This is a genomic window from Ruegeria sp. HKCCA0370 (assembly GCF_013033705.1).
Taxonomy (GTDB): Bacteria; Pseudomonadota; Alphaproteobacteria; order Rhodobacterales; family Rhodobacteraceae; genus Ruegeria.
In genome coordinates, this window is record NZ_WQEP01000009.1 from 22589 (window position 1) to 36537 (window position 13949).

Below are 13949 nucleotides of genomic sequence, written 5' to 3' on the forward strand. Positions count from 1 at the left end.
ATCAGCTTTGATCGGGCTGTTCTGTTAGACCGACTTTGCAGCCAGAACCGTTAAAATGAGTGTCTTAAGTCTGCCAGTTCGCCAACAGTTCGCCCATGCGCTCTAGGCCAAGGTCGAGATTGGCAGCAGCACCTCCTCCGACGCCTAGTCGGACGTGGTTCTGCATCCCGTATGACGAGCCCGGTAAAAGAAATGTCCGATACGGATCGGCGAGCAAGCGTTTGGCGAAAACATCGCCATCAATCCCGTCAAGCCGTGCCAAACCAATCAACCCAGCCTGAGGTTTGACCCAATCGAGGCGGGGTTGTTCGGCAACAAACCGATCAAGGCGTTCCAGTGTTTTCATCCCATCTGCGCGCGCAGTTTTCATTGACTGATTGTATCGGTCAGGCCTTAAAGCGATTTCGGCAATGACTTCGCCGAGTATATTCATTATCTCGCTGGAGTTTTCCCGCAGAATTATGGCATCCCAAATCAGATCGGGATCACGGCAAATCATCCAGCCGGTTCGCAGCCCCTGGAGCCCCAATGCTTTGGAAACGCTGCCCGTCGTGATACCCCTAGGATACAAACCGGCAATCGAAGGGGCACGAGACCCGTTCCATTCCAATCCTGCGTAAACTTCATCAACAACCAGCCATGCGCCGACACGGTCTGCAATTTGTACAAGCCTTTCCAGCTCTGCCCGGGTCATCAGGCGGCCGGTTGGGTTATTGGGGTTGGTGACAAAGATGAGCCGCGTGCGTTCCGTTACTGCGGCTTCAACTTCGTCCAGCGGCAATAACCAACCAGCGCTCACTTCTCGGTCGACAACTTTGAGAGTCGCGCCAACAGCCTCTGCCAATACGCCCGCTTGCGGCCAGCCCGGGCGTTCTGTTACGATTTCGTCACCCGGTTGGACCAATTGCATGAATGCAAGATAATTGGCTTCCGCAGCGCCTGCGGTGATCAGAACATCGTCTGGTTTGCAAACATCAGACAAGCCTGCGCGGTCCAAGACATGTCGTCGTAAGGCAGGCAGGCCCCGAAAGCTTTTTTGGTTCCAATCCAGCGGCAGTGCTGGGTCCAGCGCATCCATAAACTCACCCAAACACGGCGACTCTGACAAGGAAAACCCAACGAAAGCTTCTGGATCCGCTTCGGTGGTATCCAGCAGGTACTGAAAAAGTGTGTGTATCTTGACTTTCATGCTCAACTCAAAATCCTTGTAGTCAATCAGGGAGAGAGTCTGTGCAAGCAGAAGGATTTGTCAAAGGGCGACCGAGTGACTTGGCAGTTTTGAACTACGGGCTGTTCAAGGTCCATTCCACCGGCCGCATTATTGGGATCTGCGGGTTTCTGATCCGGACGGACTTAGGAGAAGCAATACTCATCGACACTGGGTTTCCTGAAAAATACGCGACCGATACCGACGCCGCAGTCAAAGAAGATCGATTGGACGAGTTCGGCGAGGTCCTGAAGTGTGAACCAGACAATCTGCCACGCGCACAACTGGCAAAACTCGGACTGACTCCGTCAGACATCACATTGCAGATTTGTACGCACACTCATATCGACCATATCGGCGCATTGGGCGACTTTCCAAGCAGTCCAATTCTTATCTCTTCCGCGGAGCGAGCCTTGCCTCGCCCATTGTATTGGGGCGATATACGGCCTTTGGAATGGCCCGACCAGGATTATCTCTTGGTTGATGGCGACGCAGAAATTGGACCGGGCATCTTCGTTTTGGCTTCACCCGGTCATGCGCCAGGTCAGATCGCCGTGATGGTAGATCTTCCTTCGGGTGCAATTTTATTAACGAGTGATGCAATATCCCGGCCGGCAGAAATCGACGAGAAGTTTGCAGGTTCGTGGGACGAAGATGCCGCAATTGCCAGCGCAGACAGGTTGATGCGTCTAGCATCCGAGCGAGATGCCTTTGTAATCTATGGGCATTGCCCAAAGCAGTGGCCCGTTCTGAAGAAAGCACCAGAAGTCTACCGTTGATCCCAACCTGTGGCTCACTTTTCCCGAAAAGTGATGTCGCGCCTGCCAGTTATCTGACGTCGCGCCCTTGATTCAGAATAATCACGTTCCCGCTGGAAACATCGCCGGCCGGCGAAATGAGAAAACTGACCCAAGAGGCGATTTGCTCGGGTAGCATCGCGCGACCATGCGGCATGGCACTAACGGCTTTCTCCAAGACTTCCTCGGTCAAGACATTGAACAAGGGTGTCTCGGTCATGGCAGGTGCCAGCGAATTCACACAGATTTTTTCGTTTGCGTATCGACGGGCAAGGTCTTTCGTAAGGGTATCCATAGCAGCCTTTGACGCCCGGTAGTGCGGAGGGTCGAAAACATCGAAATTGTAAGCTCCGTTCGAAGAGATATTTACAATCTTTTTGATGCCTTCGCGTTCCAACATCAACTGAACCGCCTGCTGGCAACAATGGAACGCAGAGTTAAAGTTGATTGCCATCTGTTTTTCGAGTTCCTCGGGCGGAATGTGCGGGAAGTCGGACATGAAGCAGGTGCCCGCGTTGTTTACCAAAGCATCCAGACCACCGTGCGCTGACTTAATGCCATCAAACGTCTGAGCGATAGCCATGGAATCCGTTAGGTCGACGGAGATCGGCGTGAAATCTGGGCCTAATTCTGTTGCCAGTTCGTCCAGACCCTCTTCATTAAGGTCCAGTCCAACGACGTGGAACCCATCTGCCCGAAATTGGCGGCAGATGGCCTTACCCATTCCTCCCGCGGCGCCAGTCACAACCGCTGTTTTCATAGCAACTCCTCCCACCTTGGCATGAATTGGGGTACTTCGAATTAAAGAAGGAAACTCACAACCCTTTTATCTGAAAGCTGCGAAAGTCAATTCTGCTTGAATTCAGTGCCCGCCCGTTTTGGGCTTTATGCGATCATTCCCTGCTGTCTGCTTTCATCATCTGCTTGCCGTCTTTTTTTAACTTGAAGGCAAGCCCGGCACTCAAGTACTTCTCGATAACACTGCGGATGGCCCACGCACTTCTCCCCCGCAGAACGGGACTACGCGCGTAAGGGAAGTTTAACTAAGCCCTCGCATTGCAGTTTCGATTTGACCACAAAACTTATCAATATCGCGCTCCAGCATGTCGCTTTCTCGGGTCTCATCTCTGACTGCGGTTAGTTCATCTACAACAGCCCACGCTTCCTTTTCTGGAGCCGCTTCAGCAATGCGCACCAAAGCTCGAATAAGGGCGGCCGTCACGAGGCCATTGCCCCGAGCGGCGCGTCTTAGAGCTGGCATCGAGTCGTGAAACAACGACTCTGCCGTGATGGATGGGTAAACCACCCGCACGGCTCCGTCGTCATCTCGATACACACCCGTGCAGAGCTTGGACGACCACGCACGGGCCAGAGAGGCCGATAGACGGTCGATGCAGACAATTGCGGTGAACGTGTCGTTGACACCCGGCGATAATGCCCGAAGTGCGATTTCAACGAGAAGATGGACAGAAAAACGGATATCTCCGTTAGGGTCTCGCGCGGGGATCAACGGAGCTGCCGTCTGCACCAGATCATTGAGGCTCTCATTACAATCACCATGAACATTGGCCAAAATGTCCGATGGAACCATAAAGTCACCAGGCTGCACATCAAAAACGACGACTGCTCCTGCTTGTTTGGCCGCACGCACCAGTTCTTCGGTGTTGATCGAGTTCACATAACCAGTTCCCGAAGCCGGGACCGGGCGCTTGTCTCCCTTCTCGGGGATTGCCTCTGAGGATGGAATATCTGCACTGTTTTCGATCGCGGTGCTCACTTGGCGATCCAAGGCTTCAGAAATCCGCGCCGCCTCCTGATCAATGGTTACGCGCGTCGATACTGTATGGACGAAGAGCAGCAGCAATAGAACTGAGACGATCGAATAGATTATGCCAACCACCACGGCTAGGTTCACTGATGTGTCATCGCGTACCAACCACAAGATCATCAAGCTGTACAAAAACGTTGCTCCAAGTGAACCAACTGCAACCTGGTTTACCCTGTCTTCGCCAAAGCGTTGCAAGAGCCTGGGGCCAATAGATCCAGCTGCCAAGGTGTAGACCAGAAGAACAATGGAATAGACCATGACCAATGCGGACATGGATGCTGCCGAGATTGCGCTCAGTACATCGCTCGCAGTGCGATTCGAAACGCTGAGCCAATCGGAAGCGGACCAACCCCACTTCACAAGCGCTTGCTCGGTCTTGAAGACAATCCCAGCCACCACAAGACCTGAAAGACTTATGGCGGCAGGGATGGTTAGGAACCCGCGAAAGTATCTCACTAATTCTCTGGGTGTTTGCATTCCAGTCCCCATTCCCAACACGCGCTTTCTTAACGAACTCTGCTTTACGCGAACCGGTCGGCCGCTTTTTTCAAAGCACTCTGCATGTTATTCCATGCAGCCTCGTAGCCCTCTTTGACGTCTTCCCAGGCCTCGTCGCTGGTCGACTTCAACTCTTTCAGCTGAGCTTCTGCGTCTGACCTTACCTTGTAGAGCTTGCTGAGTTGTTCCTCGAGCTCGATCTTGGCATCCGCTTCCGCCACTTTCAGCTTGGCTTCAAGAACATCAATCTGGGCATTCCAACTATCCAGTTGCAGCTGTGCCTTCTTCTCGTACCCAACACGTGTCATGTTTTTTCCTTTCTTCTCAAACGGTGGTTCAGATCGACGGGAGCCGCCCACTAGGCCGCAACAATCGCCTTGAGCATCCAGACTGCTTCTTCATGCTTGGCCATCCTGGCGTTCATCAGATCCTCTGTAGCCCCATCGCCATAACGGGCGGCGGTCGCGGCAGTCTCACGCAGGTTTCGGGCGATCGCTTCATGGTCTGCAACCAACTGCTTGATCATACCTTCTGCGTCTTTGACCGTTTCTTCTTCGGTCAACTTTGCCTGGCTAACCATGTCAGTGAACGAAATCGGTGCCACCTGACCCAACGCGCGCACGCGCTCGGCCAATTCATCAGCGGCCTCAAACAGGTCACGATACTGACGCTCTGTAAGCTCATGGATCGGCAGGAATAGTGGGCCGACGACGTTCCAATGTGTGCCTTGCGTTTTCACCATCAGGATCATTGTATCGGCCAGTATTTCCGTCACCGCGTTGGCGATCCACGCATTTTTGTCGATGCCTGTATCGTTCGTTTCTTCCTGAACTTCAGACTTCAAAACTTGCTGTATCATTTTCACTCCATTTCTTTTCTTACAGAGTAGAAACTAGGGAGAAAATTGTAAATTTCAAATAAAATCATATACTTATTATAGGTATGCCACGCATAATGGGGCGCTTCATGATCATGGGTATCCAGCCCAACATGCCAACATTGATCTAGACACACAGGCCCATTGCCATACATGCTTGGAGTAACTGACGTAAGCTACTGAGGTCATGCCAGTGTCTGATCAAAATCGACCACCAAAGCGCACTGAAAAACTGCAACTAATGCTCGACCTCGAAGAGCTTAAGGCCATCGATGATTGGCGGTTCGAGAACAGACTGCCATCCAGAGCGGCCGCCATTCGAGAACTCATCCGTCGCGGTCTGATTTCCAATGAGTTCGAAGAACCACCTACTGACGCGCCATCCGGCGAGTTTCGTGTTGTGGACGAGTGACAGAAGCATCCACAGCGCATTTCGTCTTTGGAAGGACGTGACACTGAACCAACCGAACGATCCGGCGCGCGAGAAATTGTATGCTGATCTTGTTGCGTACTGCACACGTGACAGTAGGGCGATAGCCGCAATCCACCGGAGTATTTTGGCGATTTTCTGTACTGTGCAACACAGTGCTTTGTACCCAACTGATCCGCGAGGGCACTATTCGACTTGTCGGGTTAAGTTAAAGTCAACGCTCAGTTATTCCACTGGAGCCGATATAGAACGTGGTGTCCACGGAGACCTTTGAGCAGTCTGGGTTCTAGGCCGGAAAACGAAAAACCGGTCTGTCCGGCAACCATGGCGCGGGTCACATCTGAAACGAGTATTTCACCTGCCACACCAGCCGTTGTAATGCGTGACGCCTTGTTGACCACGGTACCGAAAAAATCTCCACGTGATTGCACGACATCGCCAGTGTGAATTCCAATACGAATTCCGAAAAACGGCTCTTCGGACACCGACGCAATGGCCTTCTGAATTTTGACGGCAGCCGCTAATGCTTCTTTCGCAGACGGAAAGACAGACAACGTTCCATCTCCAAGGGATTTTACGAACTGGCCATGATGCTTTTCAATGATCGCCGACAAGACCCGGAAATGGTTTTCGATCAGCACCGACCAACGCTGATCACCCAACGCCTCTGCCAATGCCGTACTGCCCTCCACATCAGTGAAAAGTACCGAAGCTAAACCTTCGGTTTGGGTCAGCTCGGGCCCTTCATCGCGTGCGGCATCAATCAGTTTTTGGATGGCCAGCTGTTCCTTACCCACAAGTTCAATATTCGGAGTGGGCACTGAAGCGTGGCGATTGATGATCTTCCAGGCAGCTCCCTCCAGGACAAAAATCAGGACGGTGCGATAGAAGACGGCTTCGTCAAAGCCGACAAACTGAATCTTATGGACAAAGGATGACCATCCCGTTTCTCCGTTTTCGAAGGCTTCCGCTTCAATTTCCTCGAAAACGACCGGTGCCGGGATTTCCGCAAAAAAGCCGCTAACCCCATCACGAACGGCTTGCCCGCTCCAATACTCGCCTTCGCCGGTTCCAACGAACCGAAGTTCTTCTGCTTTCGACAGAAAGTTCCGCAATTCCTCAGTATTCTTCTTGGTTCTGAGAATCTCATACCAACGCCTGGAAACTGCCAGCAGTTCAGGTGAGGAACGTATCATCGCAAGCAACCCGAGACGCTACATGGGAAGAAACTAAGAAGGCCTTGCAAACGGTATCCCCATTTTTCGAACAACGCAGGTCAATGCTGCCGCCGGGATTTGGTCAGATCAAGACTTTTGTGTTTCTTCAGGACATGACCTGAGCCCGTAAATCTCCTCCAGTTTTGCGTAGAGTCTGGTCAACTAAAGGACGGACAAGTGCACGTGGGATTCATCGGCGAACAGATCATTCAGATGATCAACGAACAAGAAGCCTGCGAGAAGACGGGGATGTTTACAAGCACTTTGGGATCAGCCAGAGCACCTTCCACAAATACAAATCGAAGTATGGCGGCATGGAACTGTCTGACGAGAAGCTGCGTACTTTGGATTCCGAGAACCGGCGGCTGAAGAAGCAGCTAGGCCGCAAGTTCCGCCCACAGTTCATCAAAAAAACCCCTGTATTTGAACCGCACGCTCCGCCGAAATCTATTATCTGTCATCTAAACTGAAGTTCCGGTCACCCGTGAGAAATGAGACATTGAGAACATAAGCGTTAGTCGGAGTCCGGTGCAGTATTTGCATTCGGCCAGCAAAGAACGCCCGCAATTGATAAGCCACACCGGGCTTAGGTGCCTCACAACCCGGCTTTCTTGCCATAGATTCCGTTCATTAAACTCAAGTTTAACGCCCATAGCCCTGCACGATTTGCCCAAAAGTCTGCAAAGTCAGTATTTTGCGTTGGATTAAATCCCTCCGAATGTCTCTTTGAGTTCTGCGACTTGTTCTGCATCCAACGTTCGGGTTGGCATACCCCGCAGTGCCACGAGCAACTTGGCCGTTTCTTCCAACTCTTCTGCTGCACAGACCGCTGAGAAAAGATCCTTTCCCGAGACTACGGGTCCGTGGTTGGCCAACAGTACAGCACTGTATTTACCGCTCAATTCGCGGATCAGGTCACCAGATTTCGGATCACCCGGCTTGACGTATGGAACAAGTTTGACCGTGCCGACGCGCATCACCACGTACGGCGTCAACGGAGGAATACAATCATCTGGGTTGATGTCTTCCAGACACGACAGGGCGGTGGCCCAGGTCGAATGCAGATGAACCACGGCGCCCGTTTCTGGCCGCGTTTCATAGAAGGCTTGATGCAGGAAAACCTCTTTGGTCGGGTTGTCGCCAGAGACGTGGTTTCCATCCAAATCAATCTTGGCAATGCGCTCGGGATTTATAACTCCTAAAGTTGAGTTGGTTGGAGTCATCAGGATACCGTCGTGTAGACGAGCGGAGACATTGCCCGCAGTGCCGACGGAAAATCCACGCTCAAACAGCGAGGCACATAAATCCGACATCTGCTGCCGCAATACCAATTCTTCAGATTTCATGTGCCTGCCTCCATCATTCTGAGAGCCTTCAAAAAGAAGTTCGGAGCGCCAAAGTTTCCAGACTTCAACGCCAGCGCGATGGGTTCGGTTTTTCCAACGCTCAGGACCGGCACGCCCGGGTCAATCTCTGGCCCAACCGACATGGCAGGAGACCCCAGTGCCGCAGACACGGCTTTGGCGACAGCGCCCGACGTCTCCCCTCCTGCCACCACCAATCGCTTATACCCCGTCAGGACAAGTTCTCGCGCGGTGTCTGCAAAGAGATTGTCCAGCTTTTCCGCTACTTCTTCCTGACCAAATTGGTTTTGGATCGCGCGCACATCTTCCGGGTTTCCCGACGAATATGCGAGCGGCGCCTGACCCAAGTGCGTTTCAAAGAATTCCAAAAGCGTTTGCGTGGTCACATCTCCGCAAATGACGCCCGGAACATCAATTGCGAAGGTCGGATGGGAACTCGCATGAACATCGATCTGCTCACGAGTAGCGCCTGAGCAAGACCCTGCAAGGATCGCCTCGGGCCCCGTGATACCGGGGAACACACTGCCAGCACTATTGGGTGAAGTCCCTCTCAAGAAGTTTCTTGGTAACCCCAGTGTTATACCCGATCCCCCAGTAATGAGCTTGGCACCCTTTAGAGTTTCGCCCCAGGCCAACAAATCTTCATCCGAAATCGCATCGCCAATCACAAATCGTTCGTCGGCGTTTTTCAAAGCAGCAGCAATCGCCTCGGATCCTTGCTTCACGGCGTCAATGGGCACCAACCCGACCGCTTCTTTGGTCTGACGCTGCAACCATCGCCGGATGTTGGCATCCGTCATCGGAGTAAGAGGATGATTTTCCATCCCAGACTCGTGCAACAGCTTGCCGTGCACAAAAAGATGTCCCTGATAGACGGTACGCCCCGTGGTGGGAAAGGCCGGACAGAAAACCACCTTTTGCGCACTCAGTTCATTGGCCAACGCTTCCGCAACGGGGCCGATGTTTCCCGCCAACGTGGAATCGAAGGTCGAGCAATACTTGAAAATGAACTGACCGCATCCTTGATCCGCGAGCCAGCGCAGGGCGCGCACGCTATCTGCAATGGCTTCATCGACGGGTGCAGTGCGGCTTTTGAGAGAGATCACACCCGCTTCGATCGCCTCGTCCGCCGGGGTAGTTGGAATGCCTGTAAACTGAGCCGTTCGTAACCCACCTTCCGGCTCAACGCCCTTTGCCAAGGTGTTCGCAATATCACTCGCACCAGTGAAGTCGTCCGCTATGACGCCGATCTTCATAATTTGATGTCCCTCGTCGGCCCTGGATCCAACCTATGGATATGCGGCGCTGCTCCGACGGGATAAATCTCGCGCACAAGTGGATCGTGGCCGGGCACTATGAGTCGAGGATGCGAAGCCAACCTCTCGAGCGTCTCGAAACCGTCCATCATGTCCTGCAGGTCGACGACGATGGGAAAGGCTTTGCGCGCCATGAAATTCTCGTAGTAATGCGAGGCATCTGAGGCGAGTACCATCCATCCGCCTGACGTCCTTACCCGAACGCATTGCAACCCGCGCGAATGCCCCCCGATGCAGTGCACCGTGACCCCATCAGCTATCTCGGCTTCTCCGTCGTAGAATATGACGTGGCCTGAATAGAGACGCTTTACGACCTCGCAAATATGGCCCGCCGAGAAAGGCGCACGCAGATGATCGTGGCACATACAGGGGCCCGTGGCGAAGGCCATTTCCGCCGATTGCATATGCAACTTCGCGTTAGGGAACATATGCAGCCCCCCCGCGTGGTCATAATGAAGATGGGTCACGATGACATCGGTCACCGCTTCGGGCGAAATACCTAAGGGCCGCAAAGCCTCGCGAGGGTCCATCGCGATGGGACGACCCCGGGCAGTGGCCTCGCCGCTATCGTAACCAGTATCTACCAGAATGACTTTGTCGCCGCGTTTGAGCACCCAAACGAAATAATCCATCGCATGAGGCGCGTCGTGATTGTCATCCAAGATGAAGCTATCGCGCCGAGTGCGGGCATTGCGATCTGCATATTTGACGGCGTGGATTTCCCAATTGTTCATCGGATGACCTCGGAGTACTGGTGAACAGCTTTGGCTTCTATCATATCAGCCACCGCAGCATCGAAGGACTTGAAATGCGGGCTTTCGAGGTGAACGCCGAACGCGGCAGCGTCCTCATAAACCTCGTAGAGGAACACCGTCTCGGGATCGTCACCGAGGCAAACGTCAAACTGATGGCATCCGGGTTCTTCACGCAGAGAGGTTGAAGCGTTTTCGACCATCAGCGGTAAAAAGGTGTCTGTCGTACCGGGCTTGAGAGTGAAGGTGACAGTAACCGCAAACATCAGACAGAAATTCCTTTTAGGCGTGAGAAAGCGCGCTTCGCGACAGGCAGTTGGCTGAGGATCAGACCAATGTTGAGCACCAGCAGAATGGCCGCACCGGGTCGTGAAAAGAAGACCGAAAGATCCCCGTCCGACAAGAACAGCGACCGGCGGAAGGTTTCGTCAAACAGGCTGCCCAGAATAACCCCGATCACCAATGGCGCGATTGGGTACTTCATCAGGTTCATGAAATAGGCAACGGCGCCGACGCCAAGCATCAGGTAAAGATCATTGATGCCACCACCAACACTGAAAGACCCAATTGTTGTCAGAACCATTACAACGGGCAAGAAGATGGTCTGCGGGATGGCGAGTATTTTGATAAAGACCCGAGCGGTGAAAAGCCCCATCAAGAACATTGTCAGGGAGGCCAGCACCAAGATTGCAACCACACGCAGAATAATCTCGGGGTCTATCGTCGGACCTGGGATCACGTTGTTGATCTTGAAAGCCCCCATCAAAGCCGCGGCGGGTGGTGAACCGGGAATACCCAAAACCAAGAGTGGGATTAGCGCGCCCCCAATGCAGGCGTTGTTTGCTGTTTCAGAGCACAGCAGACCTTCCAATGACCCTTTTCCAAACTTGTCGCCCTCGGCAGATACGGTCTTACCGACACCGTAACTGACCCAACCGGCGACATCTTCGCCCACGCCAGGAAGCGCTCCTACCCCGGTCCCAATCACTCCTGACCGGCCTATGGTGGGCAGGTAGCGCCGGATGGAGCGAAGGTTCGGAAGAATGCGGCCTTTCAGGGCCAGAACTTTCCCGGCCTCAACGTGCCTCAAACCATCAATGATTTGGGGGATCGCAAAGGCACCCATTAAAACTGGCACGACCTGAAATCCGCTCATCAGGTAAGACCAGCCGAAAGTATAGCGCGGTTCAGACAACAGAGGGTCAAGCCCCACCATGGACATCGCAAGCCCGATCAGACCGGCGATCCATCCCTTAATCACCAAGTCTTCGCTCATTAAAGTGCCAGAAAGCAGAATGCCGAACAGGGCCAGCAAAGCTTTCTCCGGGCTTGCGATGTTCTTTGAAACCAAAAGCAGCGCCCAGACGAAAATCAAAAGCGTGATGGTCCCGATTACTGTGCCAATGAAACTGGCCGTCGTGGTGAGCCCTAGTGCTTCGCCCCCTCGACCCGCTTTGGCCAGAGGGTAGCCATCCATTGCCGTCGCCGCGCTGGCTGCTGTGCCCGGAATGTTCAGCAGAATAGACGGGTAAGAGCCGCCATAAATCGCGCCAACATAGGCGCCGAGCAATGCGATGAGTGAATAGTCCAATGGGATCTTGTTGCCGAAGAATCCCGTCAGGATCGTCACGGCCAGGGTTGCCGTAAGTCCCGGCAATGCTCCAAATGCGATGCCCAGGAATACGGATGCGACCAAGTACAGATAGGTCAGCGGGTCCACTGCCAGGCCCACGAAAGCGGCCCCAAATCCAGCCAGTTGCGAAAGGATAAAGTCCATCCGATCAATCTTTCCATAGCGGGCGAAGCGTCACGTAGTAGTGGTATTCGATTTGCTTGAAGATCAGCCCGCCGCGCGCGGGCACGTTCTGCCGGAAAACAAAGGCCATCGCGCTTACAAGGATGAGCGGGGCAAGTATCGCCACCACTGGAACGAACCGCAAAACGCGTTCATTAACCGCTTTGGTCAACACCAAAAGTGTAAGCGTGACCCAAACGGCCAAGGTAAACCAATCATCACCGTGTTCATTCCAATCCGCCTGAGCAGGAAACACGGCGAACGCAAACAAACCGGCAGCGACAACTGCGACACATGCCACCAAAGCACGCCGCGCATGACCCCCGTAGTAGCCGTAAGTCAAAGCCGTGATCAGCAACCCAGAGCACAAAATGAAGTCCACTCGGGGAACCAGCCCGACGACATATGCAAGAAGGATCAGGCCTATTGTTGAAGCACGGTAGGCTTCGCACTTATCCCATCCAATCCCCAAGGCACTGAACGCGTTTTGAGCTCCGCCCGAACGGACCGAAATAGCCAGCAAAACGAAGGAAAGAACAAGTATCCCGCCGAAGATGAATAACGGTACAATTGCAGCCGAGTTGTACCAGTCCGATCCACTTACACCGGCGCGGTTTTCACCCCAAAGTGGAATGTCCAATGTCTTCCAAAGGAAAAAGACGGACACTGTGATAAGAGCAATCGCTGCCCAAAAATCGCGCGTCCGCAGGATCAGTGTTTCGTCAGGTTTGTCCATGGCCTGCCTCCTTCAGGAAAAGGCGCGATCGAACGCGCCCTTTCAAAATTGATCGGATTAGGGCTTCTCGATACCCAGCGAGGCCGGATCGACAGTGGCAGCACCAAGGTCCTGCAAGGTATAGGCAAAGGTAGCCTCAAGGTTCGCAAACAATTCTTGAGCTTCTTCGCCGTGCTGACCGCCGACATCGTATTTGTTTGCCGCAGCCCATTCAGCGACGGTGTCGGACGCAATCGCCTGCTCGAACGCAGCGCCAAGCGCAGCCTTTACGTCATCTCCGGCTGAACTGTGAACTGCAAACCCGATGGCCTGTTTGAGCGGCAGATACTGGTCGAGCCCGTCATAGATGCCAAAGGCAGATGGCACTGTTGTGCCTGCAATCTGCGCATCTTCGGGCGTCAACATTGCGAGCGGTTTAAGTTGACCGCCCTCAATCAACGGAGCCTGTTCAGCCAGTGAAGTCACAACCAACGCAACTTCACCCGCTATCGCCGCTTCCTGCCCGGGTGCTGAGCCTTTGTATGGAACAAATTTGAATTCTGCACCGGACCCTTTTTCGATGGCCAGAAGGTTCAAGTGGTGGATCGAACCCGCACCGGAAGCCGCCGCTGGAATAGTGCCAGGGGCAGCTTTGGCAGCGTCGACCAGTTCTTCCAGCGTATTGTAAGGGCTGTCCGCTGGAACCGAGATCAGATCAGGTGATCCGCCAACAATGAACGGGTACCAAAAATCAAATTTCTTGTCCCACCCACCCTGCACAGCAGCGGTGACGTTCGACTCTGACAGCCCGACCAATGTATAACCATCGTCTGGTTGGTTCATGACATAGACCATGCCGTTGGAGCCTGCGACCCCACCTGTTTGATTGATAACATTGATCGAGACCGGAAGGTGTTTTTCCATCTCGGCCATGATCATTCGGTTAATCGTGTCCGTGCCGCCACCGGCCCCCCAGACCACAGCTGTGGTGATATCAAGATAGGGATAATCCTGCGCGGCAGTTGCCCCTGCGATCCCGGTCGCCATCACGGCTGCGGCCGCTAACCGCCCTAGCTTTAGTTTCATTTCCAAGTCCTCCCAAAACAACTTCGCGTTTATTGTTGCATTTATTTGCGTATACATTAAAGAATGC

The 13949-nt window shown here is 53.5% G+C and carries 16 protein-coding genes; 3 read left to right on the forward strand and 13 right to left on the reverse strand.

The features are described 5' to 3' along the window. Positions 1 to 64: 64 nt before the first annotated feature. Positions 65 to 1189 (reverse strand): pyridoxal phosphate-dependent aminotransferase, encoded by a 1125-nt coding sequence (locus GOW31_RS17000; protein ID WP_171171691.1) that lies wholly within the window; start codon positions 1187 to 1189, stop codon positions 65 to 67. 41 nt (positions 1190 to 1230) lie between these two features. Here GOW31_RS17000 and GOW31_RS17005 point away from each other — a divergent pair, with 41 nt between their 5' ends. Then, on the forward strand, positions 1231 to 1986 hold the full coding sequence (locus tag GOW31_RS17005) for an N-acyl homoserine lactonase family protein (RefSeq protein WP_171171694.1): 756 nt from the start codon (positions 1231 to 1233) through the stop codon (positions 1984 to 1986). A 49-nt stretch (positions 1987 to 2035) separates the two neighbouring features. On the opposite strand, the gene GOW31_RS17010 is transcribed toward GOW31_RS17005, so the two are convergent. The 4 genes from GOW31_RS17010 to GOW31_RS17025 form a co-directional block, all read right to left on the reverse strand. After that, the gene (locus GOW31_RS17010) at positions 2036 to 2764 is read right to left on the reverse strand and encodes an SDR family NAD(P)-dependent oxidoreductase (RefSeq protein WP_171120673.1); all 729 of its coding nucleotides are present in this window, start codon (positions 2762 to 2764) and stop codon (positions 2036 to 2038) included. A 279-nt stretch (positions 2765 to 3043) separates the two neighbouring features. Beyond that, positions 3044 to 4309, reverse strand: coding sequence for a DUF2254 domain-containing protein (locus GOW31_RS17015; RefSeq protein ID WP_171171695.1), 1266 nt, complete (start codon positions 4307 to 4309; stop codon positions 3044 to 3046). Positions 4310 to 4353: 44 nt separating this feature from the next. After that, a complete protein-coding gene (locus GOW31_RS17020; protein ID WP_171171697.1) occupies positions 4354 to 4638 on the reverse strand; it encodes a coiled coil domain-containing protein in 285 nt (94 codons plus the stop codon). 50 nt (positions 4639 to 4688) lie between these two features. Continuing rightward, positions 4689 to 5189 (reverse strand): Dps family protein, encoded by a 501-nt coding sequence (locus GOW31_RS17025; protein ID WP_171171700.1) that lies wholly within the window; start codon positions 5187 to 5189, stop codon positions 4689 to 4691. A 211-nt stretch (positions 5190 to 5400) separates the two neighbouring features. Between GOW31_RS17025 and GOW31_RS17030 the strand changes: the two genes are divergently transcribed. After that, on the forward strand, positions 5401 to 5619 hold the full coding sequence (locus GOW31_RS17030; protein ID WP_152456637.1) for a hypothetical protein: 219 nt from the start codon (positions 5401 to 5403) through the stop codon (positions 5617 to 5619). A gap of 239 nt (positions 5620 to 5858) precedes the next feature. Here the strand turns inward: GOW31_RS17030 and GOW31_RS17035 are convergent, their stop codons facing one another. After that, the gene (locus GOW31_RS17035) at positions 5859 to 6833 is read right to left on the reverse strand and encodes an adenylate/guanylate cyclase domain-containing protein (protein ID WP_171171702.1); all 975 of its coding nucleotides are present in this window, start codon (positions 6831 to 6833) and stop codon (positions 5859 to 5861) included. 164 nt (positions 6834 to 6997) lie between these two features. On the opposite strand from GOW31_RS17035, the gene GOW31_RS22290 reads away from it, so the two are divergent. After that, positions 6998 to 7324 (forward strand): transposase, encoded by a 327-nt coding sequence (locus tag GOW31_RS22290; RefSeq protein ID WP_371813784.1) that lies wholly within the window; start codon positions 6998 to 7000, stop codon positions 7322 to 7324. A gap of 234 nt (positions 7325 to 7558) precedes the next feature. Here the strand turns inward: GOW31_RS22290 and otnC are convergent, their stop codons facing one another. Genes otnC through GOW31_RS17070 form a run of 7 tightly spaced genes read right to left on the reverse strand, consistent with a single transcriptional unit; the run spans position 7559 to position 13882 of the window. Beyond that, on the reverse strand, positions 7559 to 8200 hold the full coding sequence (gene otnC, locus GOW31_RS17040; protein WP_171171704.1) for a 3-oxo-tetronate 4-phosphate decarboxylase: 642 nt from the start codon (positions 8198 to 8200) through the stop codon (positions 7559 to 7561). Next, positions 8197 to 9474, reverse strand: a complete 1278-nt coding sequence (otnK, locus tag GOW31_RS17045) for a 3-oxo-tetronate kinase (protein WP_171171706.1) — start codon at positions 9472 to 9474, stop codon at positions 8197 to 8199. Before otnK ends, otnC begins: the two co-directional genes overlap by 4 nt. Beyond that, complete coding sequence (locus tag GOW31_RS17050) at positions 9471 to 10268, reverse strand: N-acyl homoserine lactonase family protein (protein WP_171171708.1); 798 nt, start codon at positions 10266 to 10268, stop codon at positions 9471 to 9473. Before GOW31_RS17050 ends, otnK begins: the two co-directional genes overlap by 4 nt. Continuing rightward, positions 10265 to 10552 (reverse strand): putative quinol monooxygenase, encoded by a 288-nt coding sequence (locus tag GOW31_RS17055; RefSeq protein ID WP_171171709.1) that lies wholly within the window; start codon positions 10550 to 10552, stop codon positions 10265 to 10267. Before GOW31_RS17055 ends, GOW31_RS17050 begins: the two co-directional genes overlap by 4 nt. After that, on the reverse strand, positions 10552 to 12063 hold the full coding sequence (locus GOW31_RS17060; RefSeq protein WP_171171711.1) for a tripartite tricarboxylate transporter permease: 1512 nt from the start codon (positions 12061 to 12063) through the stop codon (positions 10552 to 10554). Before GOW31_RS17060 ends, GOW31_RS17055 begins: the two co-directional genes overlap by 1 nt. Positions 12064 to 12067: 4 nt before the next feature. Next, a complete protein-coding gene (locus tag GOW31_RS17065; protein ID WP_171171713.1) occupies positions 12068 to 12817 on the reverse strand; it encodes a hypothetical protein in 750 nt (249 codons plus the stop codon). A 57-nt stretch (positions 12818 to 12874) separates the two neighbouring features. Next, on the reverse strand, positions 12875 to 13882 hold the full coding sequence (locus GOW31_RS17070) for a tripartite tricarboxylate transporter substrate binding protein (RefSeq protein WP_171171715.1): 1008 nt from the start codon (positions 13880 to 13882) through the stop codon (positions 12875 to 12877). Positions 13883 to 13949 lie beyond the last annotated feature (67 nt).